Source organism: Bythopirellula sp. (assembly GCF_041737835.1).
In the GTDB taxonomy this organism is placed as follows: domain Bacteria; phylum Planctomycetota; class Planctomycetia; order Pirellulales; family Lacipirellulaceae; genus Bythopirellula.
The window spans coordinates 97476-116730 of sequence record NZ_JBGSQY010000050.1; the positions used below are offsets into that span (position 1 = coordinate 97476).

Below are 19255 nucleotides of genomic sequence, written 5' to 3' on the forward strand. Positions count from 1 at the left end.
GGGCTGGTTTTGGGCGGAATGCGCGCTTTGTGACGGTCGAAACGCCCCGTGTCGTAACCTTCGACGCTGTATGATGTTTGACGTTGGCGGTCTAAGCACCACAATGATAATTGCCTGAAGCCATCAGGCCGATGAGTTCGAATGAAATGCTATCGCCCACCCACTTTCGGGGTTTGCGAAGCCTAAACCGTTCGATGATATCCCCTTACGCTCGTCATGGTCCGCCGTGTCCACTTCATCCGACCCTTCGCAAGCCACTGTGTCTTCAGCGCAAAACTCCCCTGACGACGATGCCGTCCAGCGCGCGAAGTTCGAGATTCAAAGTCTCGTGCAAGAAGTGGTCGAATTGAGCCGTTCGGGAATCGAGCCGGGTGAATTTTTCGCCGCGATGATGGATAAGTCAGTGTCGGCGCTGGCGGCGATTGGCGGCGTCGTATGGATGCTCGAAGAAAACGGCGCGCTCAAGCTCGAATACCAAGTCAACCTGCGCCAGACCGGACTCGCCGAGAGCGAACAAGCTCAGATGCAGCATGGGCGAATGCTCAAGCAACTGATCGACAAAGGCGAGCCGACGATCGTGCAGCCGCACTCGGGGGGCGAATCGCAAGACGACGCCGGCAACCCGACGGCCTTTCTGTTGGTGCTCGCGCCGATCATCAGCGACCGCGGCGTCGAAGGGATGATCGAAATCTTTCAGCGTGCCGGAGGACGGCCCACCACGCAGCGCGGGTATTTGCGCTTCCTCGTGCAGATCAGCGAACTGGCGGGGGAATACGTCAAGTCGCGGCGGTTGAAGCATTTCACGACCAAGCAAAGTTTGTGGGAACAACTCGAAGCGTTCACCACGCTGGTTCACAAAGCGCTCGACTCGCGCGAGACAGCCTACACGATTGCCAACGAAGGACGCCGGCTCGTCGGTTGCGACCGTGTGACCGTGGTGCTGCGCAAAGGGACCAAATATCAAGTCACGGCGATTAGCGGCCAGGATACGTTCGACAAACGATCGAACGTTGTTCGTCTGCTTCGTGAACTGGCGACGACGGTCTCTCGCACGGGGGACGACTTGTGGTTCACCGGCGATACGTCTGACCTTGCGCCGCAAGTTGAAAAAGCGGTCAACGCCTACGTCGACGAATCCCACACCAAACAACTGGCCGTGCTGCCGCTGCGTGAGTCGGACAAGGAACTCGACGATTCCCCCGAAGCCAAACGCGATAAGAAGGCCGAGAACATCCTGGGGGCGATTGTCATCGAGCAATTGGTCGATAGCCGACCTCCCGATGGAATGCTTCAACGAATTGAAGTCGTGCGTCGCCATAGCGCGACGGCGCTCACCAATGCCCAGGAATTTGAAGGATTGTTTCTGCTCCCCTTGTGGCGCCTGTTGGGCAAGACGCGCGTCCTGGTCACCGCGAGAAATTTGCCCAAGACGATTGCGGCCAGCCTCTTGATTGCCGCGTCGGTGATCGCGCTCTGCACGGTGAAATATGACTTCACGATGGTGGCCGATGGTAAGCTGCTCCCCGAAGTGCGCCGCGACGTGTTTGCGGGCATAGATGGCCTCGTGACCGAAGTGCCGGTGGTGCATGGTCAGAACGTCAAAAAGGGCGATCTGTTGGCCAAGATGCGGAGCGTCGATCTGGAATCGCAGATCACGCAGCTCGACGGTGAGTATCAACGGTTGTTGGAAGAAATCGCCACGACCGATCGCCAGCGACAGATGCTCACCAACAATCCCGAAAGTGACCCCGTGGAACTCGAACAACTGACTGGCAAGCTCGCGCAGTTTGACAAACAACGAGTGAGCTTGGAGCATCAGAGAAAATTGCTCGACGAAAAAGAAGCCGAATTAACAGTCACCAGCCCGATTGATGGTCGCGTGGTCACTTGGAAGGTGCGGCAGTTGATCGAGAACCGCAACGTGCAAAAAGGTCAGCGGCTGATGGAGATCGCCGATCCTGCGAGCGATTGGGAGCTGGAAGTTTATTTGCCCGAAGCCAAGATGGGGCACGTTGTTGAATACTTCCAGGAACTGCGTAAGCAAGATCCTAACGCCAAGCTGGAAGTGTCGTTCATCCTGGCTACGCATTCTGCCGAGCATCTCACGGGCACGGTCGAAGAAATTGACACCAGCGCCGAAGTGCAAGGCGAAAAAGGGAACACCGTGCGGATGATCGTTTCGTTCCCCCAGGAAGACTTGAAGCGGTTGGTGAGCGACCCCGTCAATGAGCTCAAGGTGGGAGCCGACGCGAAAGTCAAAGTCATGTGCGGCCAGAAACCAGTGGGCTACGTCTTGCTGCACGATCTGTTTGAGTTCATTCAGTCGCGAATCCTGTTCCGACTCTAGGGGCAAGCGATAATTACGGAAGCTTGAATTGTTCAGGCCGACGGTTGCTTGAGGAGATTGCTTGATGAGATTGACGGTAGCTTTACTGGCGGTGCATTGCCTGACCAATGCGGCTTGGGCGAATGGCTCGGTGTCGGATCACGTGTTCGAACCATGCCATGTGCGCGTGAAGGACGAAGTGGAACTTCCTGCTCAGAAGGAAGGGGTGATTACCGAGCTCGGTGTGATTGAAGGCACTTCGGTGAAGGAGGGGGACAAGATCGGCGTGATCGACGACCGCGAAGCGAAGGCGGCCGTGAAGATCGCGAAGTTTGCCGAGGAACAGGCCCAACAAAAGGCGAGCGATGATATCGAAGCTCGTTTCGCGTCCAAGAGTGCGGAAGTCGCGAAAAAAGATTGGGACCGCGACGTTGAAGCCAACCGGCGCTCGCCGGGTGCTGTTCCCGAAATTGAAGTCACACAAAAGAAGTTGATGTACGAGAAAAGCCAACTCCAGATCGAGAAGGCCCAAAAAGATCAACTGTTGGCTGCACTCGATGCCAAGACGAAATCGGCGGAACGCGCCGCGGCGGAAGTCGCGCTCGAGAAACGGACAATGTTCGCCCCCTTCGATGGCGAAGTTGTAAGATTGCATCGCGAGAAATCCGAGTGGGTCAATCCAGGTGATCCCATCCTCACACTGATGCGATTCGACAAGCTGTATGCCGAGGCCAAGGTTCCCGTGAATCAATTCGATCGCGAAGAATTGTTGGGACAGAGCGTGACTGTGACCGTGCCGCGGGCACGGGGCAAGGAAAAGTCTTTGCCGGGTAAGATTGTTCACGTGAGCCAGCTCGTGGAAAGTGGCGGCTACTGGGGAGTGCGCGCCGAAGTGGAGAACACCAAGGAAGGTGATAGTTGGGCCATTCAACCGAGCCTCAGCCCACGGGCGAAGATGACGATTCACGTGGAGCAGCAATAGTTCCGCGCTGCGAAGCCCATGGCCACGTTATCTAACAGCATCGTTTCGAGTTCGTCGCGGAAGCTCGCCATTCGCGCGCGGCCCGATCTCAAGGCGCGCAAGCAGCGCTACCAAGGCCGTGTCTATTGGGTCGTGAAGGATCCGGTGGGGCTTCAGTATTTCCGCTTTGAAGAAGAGGAATACGCGGTGCTGCGGATGCTCGACGGTGAGTCGAGTTTGGAAGACATCGCAGAACGGTTTGAAAAGGAATTCCCGCCGCAGACGATTCGCGTCGAGGAGCTGCAGAATTTCATCGGCATGCTGCACCGCAGCGGACTTGTGCTGTCTGATTCGGCGGGGCAGGGGGTGCAGCTCAAGAAACGCCGCGATCAAAAAAAACGGCAAGAGCTGTTGCAGTCCCTCAGCAATATCATGTCGTTTCGGATGCGGGGGATCGATCCCGAGCGGATCCTGAACGCCATGTATCCGTGGGTGCGGTGGTTCTTCACCGTTCCCGCAACGATTTGCGCACTGATTTTGGTCTTGAGTGCGCTGACGCTCGTGATCGTGCAGTTCGACGTGTTTCAGGCGAAGTTACCATCTTTCAATTCATTTTTCGCGGCCCAGAATTGGATGTTGATGGCCGGCGTGTTGTGCGTGACCAAAATCATTCATGAATTTGGGCACGGGATGTCGTGCAAACATTTCGGCGGCGAATGCCACGAGATGGGGGTGATGTTTTTGGTGCTCACGCCGTGCTTGTATTGCAACGTGTCGGATTCGTGGATGCTGCCCAACCGCTGGCATCGCGCGGCGATCGGCGCGGCGGGGATGTACGTGGAAGTGGTAATGGCTTCGATTGCCACGTTTATTTGGTGGTTTAGCGAACCTGGTTTTTTGAATTATCTCTGCTTGAACATCATGTTCGTTAGCTCGGTCAGCACGATCATGTTCAACGCGAATCCGCTGCTGCGCTATGACGGCTATTACATTCTGAGCGATCTGATGGAGATTCCGAATCTCCGGCAGAAGGCGAGCACGATTCTGAACCGCAAGCTTGGTTGGTTGTGCTTGGGCTTGGAAGAGCCCGAAGACCCGTTCTTGCCGCACCGTCATCAGATGTGGTTCGCGCTGTACACCGTGGCGTCGTTCTTCTATCGCTGGGTGGTGCTGCTCTCGATTTTGTATTTTTTGAACAAAGTGTTCGAGCCCTATGGCTTGAAGATTCTGGGGCAGATGATCGCGCTGGGTTCGATTTACGGCATGTTGGTGATGCCGCTTGTGAAGATTTTCAAATTCTTTCGCGTGCCGGGGAGGTTGAGCAAAGTGAAAAAGGTTCGCATGTATGCCAGCATGGCCGTGGTGGCGGCCGTGATTGGGGCGATCTGGTTCATACCGTTTCCGATGAGCGTGATGTGCGAGTTTGAATTGCAACCCCGCGACGCGGAGACGGTGTACTTCGACGTGGCGGGGACTTTGGAAGAGGTTTATGTCAAACCGGGCGAACATGTTGAGAAGGGTCAGCTTCTGGCACGGATGAGCAATGTCGATCTGGAACTTGAGGTCGAAAAACTGCGCGGGGAACGCGAGGCGAGCCAGGCTCAGCTTGAGACCTTATACCAGATGCAGTTTCACGATCCGAACGCTGGCTTGCAGATCGAACTGATTCGGCAACGCTTGGGGGCTCTCGATGAACAGTTGAAACAGAAGACCGACGACATGAAGCGGTTGGAGCTGCGCGCCAAGCAGGCGGGCACGGTGATACCGCCCCCCTATCGGGCCGATCAAACGGGTGAGCAGCAGATCGCGCTGGCGGGGTGGTCGGGTTGGCCGATGGAAGAGAAAAACATTGGAGCCTCGTTTTCACCCGATGGACAGGATAATGTATTTTGCCAGATTGGCGATCCCGACGAATGGGACGCGGTGTTGGTGATCAGTCAGAGCGAGATGGACTTGGTGAAAGAAGGGCAGAAAGTGCGACTCATGTTCAACGAGTCGGCTTATCATGTGTTTAACAGCACCGTGGAATCAATCGCCGATGACCAGATGGAATCGGTGAGCCCGCGGTTGGCGAGCACATCGGGGGGTGCGGTCCCCGCTCAGCATGACCCGAATGGGTCGGTCAAACCGCTGTCGACATCGTATCAAGCGGAAGTGCGGCTCGATAATTCGCTGGGGCTATTTCGCAACGGCCTAACGGGAACGGCCCGCATTCAAACGCAGCCACGCACATTAGCTTGGCGGATGTGGCGGTATATCAAGCGGACGTTTAATTTTGATTTGTAAGAACGAAGCAACTCAGACTTCTTGCTCTTCAATAATGAAAAGAAGCAAGATAGCCACTGATTTTCACCGATGAAACACGGACCATTGGGAGTGATGTCCCGTGGGGGATACCGTTGCCGTGCGTACAAGAAACCTTATCTATTTCTTAATATCCGTGTTCATTCTGTGTTCAATCCGTGGCTCATTTCTCTGGGCTTGGCGCTTTGGACTGTGATCATAGATTTCACCTCTGTCCATAAGTTCTAGCATAGACTTTGTTCGAGGCGAGCGAAGGATTTGCGCGGAAATCTGGAATTCCGCTAGCACCGACTCGGTCTAGGACCATTTCTGCTGGCGGTTTAGAATCGCGGCGCTATATTCTTTCCGCGCGGCTATGGCCGTGTTTTCCTTGCCGCAAATTCTCAGATCATGGCCAAGCGACGTTCCGCCACCAAACAGCTTGCCGACGAACCGGGCGAAGAGCGACCATCGCGGCCTCGCAAAAAGCGACGCTTCTTACGGCGATTGCTCGTGCTGGGTGTGTTGTTGATCGGTCTGGGGGCGGCCGCGCCGTTTGTCATCACGCATTCGCCGTTACGCGATACGCTATTGAATTGGCAAATGCCGGTGGGGGGGTGGCGAATTCAATGCGATAGCGCGGGTCTGAGTTGGACAGGCTCGCAAGCCATTGCAAACGCAACAATTTTTGACCCCGCGGGCAATCCGTTGTTGAGTTGGGAGTCACTTTCGCTGGAGCGGTCGTTGTTGGGCTTGCTGCTCAATTCGCAAGATTTGGGAACCGTGCGGATTGTGAAGCCGACGGCCACGATCGCCACACGGGCCGATGGCAGCAACATTGAAGATTTTCTCAAAGCTTTTGCCGAGCAGAAGGCAGCGAAGGGTTCGTCGGCTGAGAGCGCGCCGGGATTGATCCAACTAGCCATCGTTGATGGAACCGTGCGGGGACTCGATCAAGCCAGAGGCAATCAGTGGAGCATAGAGCAGCTGAATCTCACCGCCAGTTTGGGAACACCTGACGGAGTTGTGGTCGCTGATGGCACGGCGAGCATTCCTGGGGCCCAGCCCGAGGCGGCAGGCCGCGTGAAGTTTCGCATGTTGCCCGCGGAAGATGGGCGACAGCAACTCGATTTGTTAGCCGAGGGATTGCAACTCGCCACGTTGAGTCCTTGGATCGCGCGTATGCTGGACGATTCCCAATTGGCGGGGATAAGTTCGCTCGATGCTCACGCGATTTGGGCGCAGTCGGATAATGAGCCGTTGGAATTGAACACCTGGGGTCGCGCGGAAGTTGCTGACTTTCAAATGACGGGGGCGAAGCTCCATGGCGACAAGCTCTTTAGCAGTCAGTTGGTCCTCCCTTGGAAAGTGGCGTTCGCCGATGGTGTGGTCACGGCCGAAGAATTCAAGTTCGACAGCGATTGGGCGAATCTCAGTGCTAGTGGCTCTGTGGCACTCGCTGAGTTGCAAACGCTCAGTTATCAAAACTTGCCCAAGCAGAATTTCGACATAACCGGCAAGCTCTCGTTGCCTAAGCTGGCCAAGATGTTGCCCGCCACGCTGCAGGTGCGGGAAGGAATTCAAATCGATTCGGGCGATTTGCAAGTCGACGCCAACAGCGGCGATCAAGATGGCGCATTTCAGTGGTCGATCAAAGCGGTGCTTGCCAACTTAGTGGGGCGTGATGGCGGGCGAGCGATTCAATGGGATGAGCCCGTCGCAATCACCGCCAATTGGGTTGAGGCGGCCAATGCCGCGCGGTTGGACCGTGTGAAACTTTCGGCATCGTTCGCGCAAGGTGATTTCACAACGACCGATGATCGCATTCACGGCAACTTCCTCATCGATCTGGGAAAGCTCTTTAAGGAACTTGGGCAATTCGTCGATCTCGCGGGCATCGCTGCGATTGGTCAAGCCGAGGGCAAACTCACGTTATCCGCCAGCGAGGGCGACATCTTTACCGCCGAGGCGGAAGCAGAGCTCAAGGAAGTTGTCGTTTCGCAGCAAGGACGGAACCTTTGGGAAGAGCCGCAACTGGATGTGAAACTCATCGCGGGAGGAACGGCCGCGGCTCTTGTTCCGAAATCACTGAACAGTGGAAGCTTAGAGTTGCGCAGCGCGCGGGACGTGCTGAGTGTGAAACTGCTCGAACCGCTTGATCTAACAAGGCCCGCAGCTTGGTCGGCGGAGGTGAACGGAACGGGGGCACTCGAGGCTTGGGCGGGGCGTTTGCGGCCCTGGACGAACGCGGTGCCGGAGGAATTCAGTGGCGATGCTGCGTTGCGGGCGAAGGTTACGGCTGGTGAAGGAAACGTACAAGTTCGCGATTTGAATGGCAGCGTGAAACAACTGCACATTCTTGACGGCAACGTGAATCTCGACGAACCGCAGATTCAATTCTCTGGCGATATGCAGTGGAACACGGCGGAACGAAAACTTGCCTCGCAAGAGTTTCAACTGACGAGCAGCGTTGTCGCGGTGCGTTCGCGGGAATTGCGGTTCGAGTTTCCTGCGGGGCGAGTGCCGTTGATGACCGGCGAAATGGCCGTGCGGGCGAACATGGAACGATTGGCCGGCGCGGCAGGACTGGTGGGGGGACGCGATGCGACCTGGCCACGTGGTTCCGCGGCTGGTGTCGCAAGATTCGCCACGAATGCCGAACAAGTGGTTGCTGATTTTACGTTCGACGCCGAGCAGTTGCAGTTAGTCAAAGCGTCGGCTGCTGGTCCGCCCGTGGTGATTTGGTCGGAGCCGAAGTTGCATTCCGCCGGCAAAGCGGTTTATGAAATCGCCAGCGAACAGGCCAGCGTGGAAAATCTGTTGCTAGAAGGCCAGACGGTGCAGATCGCGGGCGCGGCCGCGTGGGCCAAACCGCTGGCCAATGGTCCGATCTCTGTGAAAGGAAACTTGCAATACGATGCGGCGGCGCTCGCTGGCTTGATCGCGAACTACGCTGGGCCAAGCGTCATAGTGCAAGGTGATCGCATCGTTCAGTTTGATGCGCGCGGCCAATTGCCGACGGGTGACAACGCAGCGCACTGGTCGCGGAATTGGCAGGGGACGGCGGAGACGGGTTGGACAAGTGCCTCGGTGTTTGGTCTGCCCATTAGTGCCGGCAAGCTGCAAGGGACGCTCGCCGAGGGACGTATTCAGACGGCACCGCTGGATGTTTCGGTGGGCGAGGGTCGACTCACGACCAATCCGCTGGCGATCTTAGATCCCCCGCCGCAGAAAATAATTATCCCGGCGGGGCCCTTGTTTACGAACGTGCAGATCTCGCCGGCGGTGAGCGAGCAGATGCTGAAGTACGTGGCCCCGGTACTAGCCGGTGCGACGCGCGTCGACGGCAAGTTCTCGCTGAGTCTGACCGAAACCCAAGTGTCGCTGGCCGATCCCAAACAGACTCGCACGGCGGGGCAGCTGGGCGTTCATCAATTGACTGTGTTGCCAGGTCCGATGATCGCCGACGTGGTGAATATTATTCGGCAAGTCGAATCGCTCAAGAACCCTCAGAATCTGTTGGGCGCAGCGGCCGAGCCAAAGCAAACCAAACTGCTTTCGATGAACGATCAGCAGATTGAATTTCAGGTGGTTGATGGCCGGGTGTATCATCGCAAACTGGAATTCATCATCGACAAAGTGCCGATTCGCTCGCAGGGTTCGGTTGGGTTCGATCAGACACTGGCCTTGGTAATTGAAATCCCGATTCAAGATCGTTGGATCGATGGCGAGGACGCGCTGCGAGGGTTGGCTGGCCAAACTTTGCAGATCCCGATCCAGGGAACATTTCAAAACCCAAAAATCGACGAACGAGCCATTGCCGACATCACACGGCAATTGATCCGTAACACGGCCCGCGAGGCCATCGGCGGGGAGATCAACCGGCAGTTGGAAAAGCTGTTCCAAGGGAAGTAGTTAGCCGGCATCGTCCCGATGCCGTGGTGAAGATAAACACGAGTCTTATCGGCAGTGGGACACTGCCGGCTAACAAGAGCTCTGCATGCTACGAGTTTTTCTCGCCATTTTGTTTTTGTGTGCTGCGACACTCCACGCGCAATCGCCTGCGGACTGGCCCACACCGCGGGTGGTGGATGCCGCTCAAGCTCAAGCGGCGGGAATTCGCGAGATCACGGGCCGGCATCTGCTGTTGTGGACCGACGTACCTTCAAGCCCAGCAGTTGACGAATTGCCACGCGTGTTTGATGCAGCAGTGCCGATTTGGGCTAAGTATTTTCGGGTTTCGCCCGATCGCCTCCAAGATTGGCAGGTGCAAGGGTTTCTCATTCGCGATCGTGCGAAATTTGCGGCACTCGGCTTATTGCCGAAAGATCATCACGATTTTTTGAATGGCTATGCGCTCGGCAACGAATTGTGGTTCGAAGAGCAACCGAGCGATTACTATCGACGACATTTGTTGCTGCATGAAGGAACACACAGCTTCATGCTCTCGTTCTTGGGTAGCGCCGGGCCGGGTTGGTATATGGAAGGGATGGCCGAGTTGTTGGGCACGCACCGTTGGCAGGAGGGGCAGTTGGAACTCCGCGTGCTTCCCGCCGACAAAGAAGACGTGCCGATGTGGGGGCGGATCAAATTAATTCGCGACGCCGTGGCCGCGGGACAAGCACGTTCGCTGGGGCAGGTGCTTAGTATCAGCAATCGGGAAGCCCTTTCGGTGGATGCTTATGCTTGGTGTTGGGCACTCACAAAGTTTCTTGATTCGCATCCGCAGTATGACGAGAAGTTTCCCAAGCTCGCCGCTCAAGTCAGCGCGCCTGACTTCAACGAGCGATTCCGCAAGTTATATCATCAAGAGTGGAAAAATCTGGAGTTTGCCTGGCAAGCATTTCTGGCAGCGCTTGATTATGGGTATGACCCGGAGCGCATGGCGGTTGATGCCCCACGTGCGTCTGCGATGAATGAACCGATTGAGTTCAAGGTAGAAGCAAACCGTGGTTGGCAAGCCGCGCCGAGCTTGTTGAAGAAGGGGCAGAGGTACAAAGTCACTGCGCAGGGAAAGTATGTCATTGCCGACGACGGTGAACCGTGGCCCTGCGAGCCCAATGGCGTGACGCTCCGTTATCACGACGGCCAGCCTTTGGGTGTGTTGCTGGGCAGCTTGCGTTTGAAAAGTCAGCCCAGCACATTCGCTCAGCCCGTGGTGATTGGCCTGGGTACCTCGTTAATTCCCGAGGACGACGCAATTCTCTACTTGCGCGTGAACGATTCCCCGGCGGAATTGTCTGAGAATCAAGGGGTGATCGACGTGCGCATCGAGCCGGTTTCCGGCGGCGATTGACACCCTTGGGGATGGCTTCAACAATAGTCATAGCCACAACTTTTGACTGTTATCTCAGCGTATGTTTTGAGGATTCGATGACCAATTTTCTTGCCGCGAATGATCCTGATGTCTGGTCCGCCATTTCCGATGAAATCACGCGTCAGCAAGACGGTCTCGAACTGATTGCCAGCGAAAACTATACGAGCCCGGCGGTGATGCAAGCCGCGGGGAGCGTGCTCACGAACAAATATGCCGAGGGCTATCCGGGCCATCGCTACTATGGCGGCTGCGAATACGTCGACGTGGTGGAAACGATCGCCATCGACCGGGCCAAGGAATTGTTCGGCGCGGAATACGCCAACGTGCAGCCCCACTCGGGGTCGCAAGCCAATGCGGCGATTTACTTTGCCGCTTTGCAACCGGGTGACACGGTGCTGGGGCTCGATCTGGCACACGGCGGGCATCTGACCCACGGCATGAAGCTCAATATGTCGGGCATGCTGTACAATTTTGTGAGCTACGGCGTGCGGCAAGACAATCATCGGATCGATTTCGAGCAACTTGCCAAGCTCGCGAAAGAACACAAGCCTAAACTGATTGTCGCCGGTGCGAGCGCTTATCCGCGCGAGATTCCTCACGACAAGTTTGCCGAGATCGCGCAAAGCGTCGGTGCGAAGCTGATGGTCGACATGGCCCACTACGCCGGCTTGGTCGCGGCGGGCTTGCACAATAGCCCCGTGCCGTTTGCCGACTTTGTTACCACAACGACGCACAAAACCTTGCGTGGTCCGCGGGGTGGTTTGTGTTTGGCCAAGGCCGAATACGGCAAGACGATCAACAGCCGCGTCTTCCCCGGTTTGCAAGGCGGTCCACTGATGCACGTGATCGCTGGCAAGGCGGTTTGCTTCGGCGAAGCGTTGAAACCTGATTTCAAGATTTACGCTCAGCGGATTATCGACAATGCCAAGGTGCTGGCCGAAACTTTGGCGGCCGGTGGTTTGCGGCTCGTGAGCGGCGGCACCGACAACCATTTGATGTTGGTCGACGTGACCCCCATGGGGATTGGCGGCAAGTTGGCCGAAACCGCGCTCGACAAGTGTGGTATCACGGTCAACAAGAACATGATTCCGTTTGATGAACGCAAGCCGGTCGACCCGTCGGGCATTCGCATCGGCACCCCGGCGCTCTCGTCGCGAGGCATGGGCGAAGACGAAATGAAGTCGGTGGGACGTTGGATTTTGGAAGCCTTGCGTAGCCCCGAAGATCCACAGACTCACCAGCGCATTCGCGACGAAGTGCGCGTGCTGTGCGATCAGTTTCCGGTCCCCGCGGCAGCGTTGTGCGAAGAACTCACCTCGGCGTGATGATGAGGTTGGATTATGGCCACGGTCGCGATTGATATTCCGCAGCAGGTGATTGCCGAGTTTTGCCAGCGTCACCACATCGTCAAAATGGGCCTGTTTGGTTCCGTGCTGAGAGATGACTTTGGCCCGGCGAGCGACGTCGACGTGTTGGTTGAGTTCGATCCTCAGCATAATCCTGGGTTGGCATTTTTCGGAATGCAGGATGAATTGACCGAAATCTTGGGACGGCAGGTCGATATGCACACTCCCTTGGAGTTGAGCCGTTATTTTAAGCATGTCCTGCAAGAGGCTCTGACGATCTATGACGCGGCATAACGAGCAGATTACGCTTCGTCAGATGTTGGACATGGCCACCGAAGCCGTGAATTTTTGCCAGGGCCGTAGCGTCGACGACTTTGTCGAAGATAGGCTTTGGTGCCTCGCGATGGAGCGTTTGGTCCTTAATATTGGTGAGGCAGCCAATCGTGTATCGCCTGCTGAGCAAGCTCAACTGCCACAAATTCCTTGGCCGCACATTATTGCGTTCCGAAATCGTGTGGTGCACGGATACGACTCGGTCGATTACAATCGCGTGTGGCAGATTCTGCAGCAGGATATGCCCAGCCTGATAAACGAACTTGAAAAACTCAATCTCCCCGATTTTCGATAATTCATCATGTCCAATAAGAATCGCGTACTGATCGCCGACGACAACGAAGCCAACGTCGAATTGTTGGAGGCTTATTTGGGCGGTCTCGATTTAGAAACCGCCGTGGCGATCGATGGCCAAGATACGCTCGATAAAGTGGCATCGTTTCAGCCTCATCTGATTTTGCTCGACATCATGATGCCGAAGCTGAGTGGATTTGAAGTTTGCCAGCGACTCAAGAGCGATCCCGCGACGAGCAGCATCATGATTTTGATGGTGACCGCTCTTAACGAGTTGGGCGATATCGAACGGGCGGTCGAAGCGGGAACCGACGATTTTCTCTCCAAGCCGGTCAATAAAGTCGAGCTCATCAAGCGGGTCGAGAACATGCTCAAGCTCCGCGATGTGAGCGACGAGCTCGAGCGACTGCGGCGGTATATCGAAGAAATGGAAAGTTGACCGCTAGCGATAGAGCTTTCTTGGGCCGATTTCCGTGGCCCTTGCCGAGGCGGCGCAGGTCTGGTGCTGCCGAATTGCCACGATTGGGATATGATTGGAGTGTCAGTCGACGACATTCCTCACGAGGCAATTTCATGCGGATTCGCGCCTTTGTTGTCCTTTCTCTGGTCATGCTGCTGAGCCATCCGGCGGTAGCCATCGATCATAGGGTCGCGTTGCGCGCCGATCAAAGTCGAGCCGCTGGGGAAACAGACGCGATTCAGGAATTGATCGCTCAATTGGGGAGCGACGACTTCACCAAACGGCGGGATGCGGAAGCTAAGCTCATTGAACTGGGAGGTGCGGCGTTTGATGCGTTGCAAGATGCGCAGACCGATCCCGATTTAGAGATTGCCACACAATCGCAATACCTGCTGCACCGCGTGCCGATCGATTGGGCCCGCGACACCGATGTTGAAGAAGTGCGCGAATTGATGGCGAATTATGCCAAGGTGAATGGTCGCGAGCGGCGCGAGATTGTCACGCAACTCAAGGATTTGAAAGCCGGGGCAGGTCTGGGAGCCTTAAGCCGCATCGCTCACTATGAATTGTCACCGGCATTGGCAAAGCACGCAGCACTCGCCGTGCTGAGTGGTCGCAGTGAGCATGAAAAGAATGCCACAGCGCAGGCCAAGCTGATTAACACGGAGATCGGCGACAGCCCGCGTGATTCGGCCGCCTGGCTTCGACTGTACGCCGCGCAGTTGAGCGATTCCGAGAGCGTCAACCCAGGATGGCTGAAGTTGATCGATGGCGAAATCGCGCAGATGAAAGAGGATCAGGACAGGACTAATCTGTCGACTCTACTGAAGTTGATGGAGTTTCACGTTCAGCTTTGCAAGGATCACGGCCAGGCGGAATCGTTGTTTGAATCGCTGCGACGCCGCGTGGATTTGTTGATCGCTGAATTCGGCCAGGCACGAGAAGCAATCGCCCCAGACATTCAGTGGTGCATCAAGAACAAGCAATGGGCCGCGTTGGATTTGCTCGAAAAGCATTACGAGAAATTGATCAAGGACGACCGGTTGCTGTTGTATCTGGCCGCCGCTGCACGGTCGGCGCGAGGTGAGTACGACGCCGCGCAAGAGTTTGCGGAACGTGCGTATAAGCACGTGGCCGTCGGCCATAAAGATTCGGACTTGGAGGAGCGAAGTCACATCGGTGATTTGATTGCCGACTTGGGATATCACGATTGGGCCGAGCGTGAATGGCAGTTTGTGATTGAAAACGCGCCGCTAACGTCGACCGAATCGATGATCGCGCGGTCATCAGTAGCGAATTGGTGCCTCCACGACCGGGGAGAAGATAAAGAAGCCGCTGAGTTGTTGGGGGAAGTTTGCGATGCCGTCGACAACGATGAAGAACTCAAAGCCGCGCTCCAGACGAATAGTGAGGCGAGCTACTACTTGAACAAAGTGCTCCGCACGCAGCGCGATTATTTCACCGCTTGCTATTTAGCGAGCGAGAAGGATTACAAAGGACAACGGAAATCACTCGAGCGGGCTTACAGCCGCAACCATAAAGACCCCGACGTGTTGATCGCCATGTATCGTTTGAAAGAGGGGGACGATACGTATCGCGAGCGAGTTAAGGGCCGAATCGTGCGTGCTCTGGCTGAAGTCGAGCAAGAGATCGAAGGCAATCCCGCCGAGCCGAATGGCTACAACCACTATGCGTGGCTCGTGAGCAACACCGAAGGGGATTACGACAAAGCGGTACAGTATTCGCTCAAATCGTTGGAACTGCGGCCCGAGACGCCCAGCTATTTAGACACGTTGGGCCGGTGTTACTACTCCGCTGGAGATTTGGATAAAGCCGTTGAAACCCAGCGCAAAGCCGTTGCGATGCATCCCAACGTCAAAGTGATGCAGAAACAGCTGGAAGTTTTTGAAAAGGCTCAGGCCGAGAAGAAAAAGAAATCATGAAAACAGCGCAACTTGACTCCATCCGACTCGCTTACGAAGACCAGGGCACGGGACAGCCAGTTGTATTGTTGCCCGGTTATCCGCTCGATCACCGGATGTGGGGGCCGCAAATCGAAGCTCTGAGCAAGACGTGCCGCGTGATTGCCCCCGACTTGCGTGGTTTTGGTCAGAGCACTCAGGCCGCCGAAGACGCGGCGAGCGGCGTATCGATGAGCCAATATGCGGCAGACGTGGCGGAATTGCTCGACGCCATCGGTGTTAGCGAGCCGGTGATTCTGTGTGGTTTTTCGATGGGGGGGTACGTTTTATGGCAGTTCTCTCGACAGTTTCCTGAGCGAGTTAAGGCCATCGTGCCCTGCGACACTCGGGCGATTGCCGATACGTCCGAAGCTCGCCAAGGGCGGCTTAAGACGGCGGGTGAAGTTCTGAAAACGGGGATTGAACCCGTCATCACTGCGATGCTTCCGAAGCTGTTGTGCGAAGCAACCAGGAATTCTCGTCCCGAGATTGTGGACGAGTTGACCACGATCATGCGCAGCTGTTCGCCACAGGCGGTCGCGGCAGCGCTGCGCGGCATGGCTGATCGGCCCGATGTGTCGAAAGAGCTAGAGAAAATCTGGCAACCGACGCTGGTGTTGGTGGGTGCCGAAGACGCGATCAGTTCCCCGGACGAGATGCGAGGCATTGCCGACAAAATTCCCGGCGCGGAGTTTGTCGAGATCCCCAGGTCGGGGCACATGACAACGCTCGAAAACCCCGAGGCGGTCAACGCCGCGTTCGTAGACTTTATTAGCCGACAAAGTTAGCCGGCAGCGTCCCGCTGCCGTACCTACGGCAAACGAAACATCGACTGAATCCGCAGCACGGCCGAATCATCGGGAAACGTGTGAAACGCTTGCACGCGGAATGATTTGTCGCGGGATTCAACGTTCATATAGCTAATGCCGCCAGCTTCGAAACGTCCGCTCGCTTCAAATTGGTGCAGCATTCCATTGCGCGCGGCCTGCAGGGAAAGTTCTTTCTGGTAGGCTCGCAGCTTTTCCGACGTGGCACTTTCGAGCGAGAACGACATTTCGTATGTGATTCCGCCGTGGCATTCGAGTCGATCTTCGCGGCTCGCACGGACGCGGTGCGACATGAGCCGGCGCTTCTCGGGCATTTCCAAATGGGCCGAGGTGGCCACTTCGGTGAGGAGCGAATCGCCAACCTTCCAAGCAACTAAGTGTCCAGTGCTTGTGATCCGCACGCTCGCCTCGTACTTGCCGCGCTGGAAAGTACGAGCCTCGTGGATGTCGAACAATTCGGGATGAATCGAGCGGCCATAAAGCTGCAGAACCAATTCAGCCACTTTGGGTCGGACGGAAAGCACGGCAAAACTCACGGGTTGATATTTATGCAGTTGCCCTGATGATATCCCAATTATAGTTGTCGACTGCGCGCATCTCAAAGGGGAAAGTTTTGTAATGATATTAGCGTTGGATTCTCTCTTGACAAACTCGCAGTTGGTAAGCCTCAGACAACAAAATCAGCAAATCAAAATCTGCTAGCAGAATGCCAAACAACGAAATGCAGAGTCTCAAATCTTCTCTGCGATACTCTGCACCTCAGCGAGCTCTGCGTTAAAATAATTCATGTCCTACACCGCGCACCAAGTTTACAAACATCTTTTCCAATCGCTCGGTCCCCAAGAGTGGTGGCCGGGGGAGACACCGTTTGAAATTATGGTCGGTGCGGTGTTGGTACAGAACACGGCGTGGAAGAACGTCGAGCGCGCAATTGCCAACCTTAAGCAAGCCAAGGTACTCACGCCGAAAAAATTATACGCGCTCTCCACCGAAGAGTTGGCCGAGTTGATTCGCCCGGCAGGTTATTTTCGTATCAAGGCCAAGCGGCTGCACAATCTGGTGAAGTTCTTCGTCGAGCGCTATCGCGGTTCCATCACGGCCATGCAGAAGTTGGACACCCAACGACTTCGCGAAGAACTGCTTGCCGTGAACGGCATTGGGCCCGAGACGGCGGATTCGATTTTGCTCTATGCCGTGGGCAAGCCGGTGATGGTGGTCGACACTTATACCCACCGCATTTTTGCCCGGCATGGTTGGGTCACACATGGCACGGCATATCACCCGTTGCAGGAGCATCTCACCGGCCAACTGCCGACCGATGCTGTCATCTTCAATGAATTCCACGCCCTTTTGGTGCATGTGGGGCATCATTACTGTAGTCCCGTGCCGCGTTGCGACGAATGTCCTTTAAGAGGGATGCTGCCAAAGAGTGGGATCGTCGTGCCGCTCACAAGCGGTGCCAGCATCTCGAAGAGGTAGCTTGCTAGCAGTCGCTCAAGTGTGCTTATCGACGCTTGCGTTTGTGTGCAAGACTGATCTGGCCTTGCTAACGCCGTTTGCCTATCATCCGCCGCTGCTCGTCGGGCGCTGGCGGGTATTGTTATTTTGTTTTGCGAATGTGGTGCCGCGAGGGCACACAGTCGCTGGGCTTGCTTGTGATGGAGTACAAGCCGTGAATTCTATTCGACCACTTATCACGATTTCGATCCTGGGCATTGTTGGCCTCGTGCTGTACATGAAGATCAACGAAACCGAACCGGTGATTCCCACCGGCGCCGCCGATTGGGATATGTCTGGCAATCTCGACATCGGCAGCGTCGATGTCGGTGGCACGGGCGACTTGGGCGGAATCGAAATCGGCGGTGCGCCGACCGATTCGATGGCAGCCACTACCGCGCCGGCAGCCACATCCGCCGCGCCTGCTTTTAACGCCAGTGGTAGTACAGCCCCGAGCTACGCGCCAGCTCCTTCTTTCTCGGCGGATACAAGGTCAGAAGCTCCGCCCGCATTTGTACCGAACACAACGGCCCCAGCGGCTGAACCTAATTTGGATATTGCAACCTCCGATGCTGTGGCCGATGTCGCTGCCGAGGCGGATACGCAAACTGCTGATTCGTCGAAACTCCCACCGCTGCCCGCACTGCCTGCCATGGCTGCCGGAGCGGCTGCGCTAGCTAACGAAACCTTGGGCGATTCCGCCTCCAAATCGAGCGCACCTGTTGATGTTCCTTCATCAATCAGTGAGCCAAGCAAAACCGACGCTGCGTCGACTGCAACTCAAGCTGCCATGCCGTCAGGTTTTGACACTCAAGCTCCGATCACTCCTACTGAATCACTTGAAGCCGATGCCAAGACCACCGCTGGTCAGGCCTCGCTCTTTGCCGCCACGCGACTTGCCGTGCAATCCGCTTTGGATCGTGGTGAGTTGTCGCAAGCCTTATTGTTGCTCTCCGATTGGTACGGCGATCCGTCGCTCTCCGCCGCGGAAGCCAACGAAGTGCAAGACCTGCTGAGCCAACTCGCGGGGAGCGTGATCTATTCAACCGAGCATCGGCTCGAGCCGCCGTACATGGTGCAAGCGGGTGAGAAGCTCGAAGACATCGCGCAGAAGCACGATATTCCCTGGCAACTTTTGGCCAAGATCAATGGCATCGCTAATCCCGACCAATTGCAAGCTGGCCAGCAATTAAAAGTCTTGCGGGGACCCTTCTCGGCACGCATCGACCTGAGCGAACGCCAAATGGTGTTAATGCTCGGTCGGCGCTACGCGGGACAATTCACACTGGAAGTCGATCCGGCCACCTCGATCGAAGAGGGCTACTGGGCCGTCGATCAAAAATTATTGACCCCCGGCAATGTGGGGATGCTTAACTCGGCCACAACCCCGAGCGAAGAACGCAGCATTTTGCTGACCAACGCCGGTGCCGCGGCCGGCCAAGTCACGATACTCCGTGGCGCAGGAACCTCGTCTGCGGGAACCGATTCCGCGGGCCGCGTGATCCAATTCAAGGGTAATGACGTCGAGGACGTGTACGACATTCTTACGCTCGGCTCGCAGGTGATGATCCGGCGGTAAGTCGATTGATTTACAGGGGACAGCCAATCGAGTAAGGTCATGCGAATTGGCAAATACCTCTACGCTCTCCT

At 56.1% G+C, this 19255-nt stretch carries 14 protein-coding genes; 13 read left to right on the forward strand and 1 reads right to left on the reverse strand.

The features are described 5' to 3' along the window. Positions 1 to 226: 226 nt before the first annotated feature. From AC6T8Q_RS15755 to AC6T8Q_RS15805, 11 genes are all read left to right on the forward strand, one after another. A complete protein-coding gene (locus tag AC6T8Q_RS15755; protein ID WP_500679989.1) occupies positions 227 to 2347 on the forward strand; it encodes an efflux RND transporter periplasmic adaptor subunit in 2121 nt (706 codons plus the stop codon). 64 nt (positions 2348 to 2411) lie between these two features. After that, positions 2412 to 3308, forward strand: a complete 897-nt coding sequence (locus tag AC6T8Q_RS15760) for an HlyD family secretion protein (RefSeq protein ID WP_500679990.1) — start codon at positions 2412 to 2414, stop codon at positions 3306 to 3308. An 18-nt stretch (positions 3309 to 3326) separates the two neighbouring features. Then, the gene (locus tag AC6T8Q_RS15765) at positions 3327 to 5573 is read left to right on the forward strand and encodes a hemolysin D (RefSeq protein WP_500679991.1); all 2247 of its coding nucleotides are present in this window, start codon (positions 3327 to 3329) and stop codon (positions 5571 to 5573) included. A 408-nt stretch (positions 5574 to 5981) separates the two neighbouring features. Next, positions 5982 to 9485 (forward strand): hypothetical protein, encoded by a 3504-nt coding sequence (locus AC6T8Q_RS15770; protein WP_500679992.1) that lies wholly within the window; start codon positions 5982 to 5984, stop codon positions 9483 to 9485. 85 nt (positions 9486 to 9570) lie between these two features. Further along, positions 9571 to 10866: a hypothetical protein gene (locus AC6T8Q_RS15775; protein WP_500679993.1), complete on the forward strand. Its 1296-nt coding sequence runs from the start codon at positions 9571 to 9573 to the stop codon at positions 10864 to 10866. A gap of 77 nt (positions 10867 to 10943) precedes the next feature. Further along, the gene (gene glyA / locus AC6T8Q_RS15780) at positions 10944 to 12212 is read left to right on the forward strand and encodes a serine hydroxymethyltransferase (protein WP_496921243.1); all 1269 of its coding nucleotides are present in this window, start codon (positions 10944 to 10946) and stop codon (positions 12210 to 12212) included. Positions 12213 to 12227: 15 nt separating this feature from the next. Then, positions 12228 to 12527: a nucleotidyltransferase family protein gene (locus AC6T8Q_RS15785; RefSeq protein ID WP_496921244.1), complete on the forward strand. Its 300-nt coding sequence runs from the start codon at positions 12228 to 12230 to the stop codon at positions 12525 to 12527. After that, positions 12514 to 12861 carry a HepT-like ribonuclease domain-containing protein gene (locus AC6T8Q_RS15790; RefSeq protein WP_496921245.1) on the forward strand — a complete coding sequence of 116 codons (348 nt, stop codon included), beginning with the start codon at positions 12514 to 12516 and terminating at the stop codon, positions 12859 to 12861. Before AC6T8Q_RS15785 ends, AC6T8Q_RS15790 begins: the two co-directional genes overlap by 14 nt. Before the next feature lie 6 nt (positions 12862 to 12867). After that, complete coding sequence (locus AC6T8Q_RS15795) at positions 12868 to 13299, forward strand: response regulator (protein ID WP_496921246.1); 432 nt, start codon at positions 12868 to 12870, stop codon at positions 13297 to 13299. Positions 13300 to 13433: 134 nt separating this feature from the next. Further along, complete coding sequence (locus tag AC6T8Q_RS15800; protein WP_500679994.1) at positions 13434 to 15263, forward strand: tetratricopeptide repeat protein; 1830 nt, start codon at positions 13434 to 13436, stop codon at positions 15261 to 15263. Further along, positions 15260 to 16069, forward strand: a complete 810-nt coding sequence (locus tag AC6T8Q_RS15805) for an alpha/beta fold hydrolase (protein ID WP_500679995.1) — start codon at positions 15260 to 15262, stop codon at positions 16067 to 16069. Before AC6T8Q_RS15800 ends, AC6T8Q_RS15805 begins: the two co-directional genes overlap by 4 nt. Before the next feature lie 23 nt (positions 16070 to 16092). On the opposite strand, the gene AC6T8Q_RS15810 is transcribed toward AC6T8Q_RS15805, so the two are convergent. Continuing rightward, positions 16093 to 16632, reverse strand: a complete 540-nt coding sequence (locus AC6T8Q_RS15810) for a DUF2617 family protein (protein ID WP_500679996.1) — start codon at positions 16630 to 16632, stop codon at positions 16093 to 16095. 262 nt (positions 16633 to 16894) lie between these two features. Here AC6T8Q_RS15810 and AC6T8Q_RS15815 point away from each other — a divergent pair, with 262 nt between their 5' ends. Then, positions 16895 to 17587, forward strand: coding sequence for an endonuclease III domain-containing protein (locus tag AC6T8Q_RS15815; RefSeq protein ID WP_500679997.1), 693 nt, complete (start codon positions 16895 to 16897; stop codon positions 17585 to 17587). Positions 17588 to 17780: 193 nt separating this feature from the next. Then, positions 17781 to 19184: a LysM peptidoglycan-binding domain-containing protein gene (locus AC6T8Q_RS15820; RefSeq protein ID WP_500679998.1), complete on the forward strand. Its 1404-nt coding sequence runs from the start codon at positions 17781 to 17783 to the stop codon at positions 19182 to 19184. Positions 19185 to 19255: the final 71 nt, after the last annotated feature.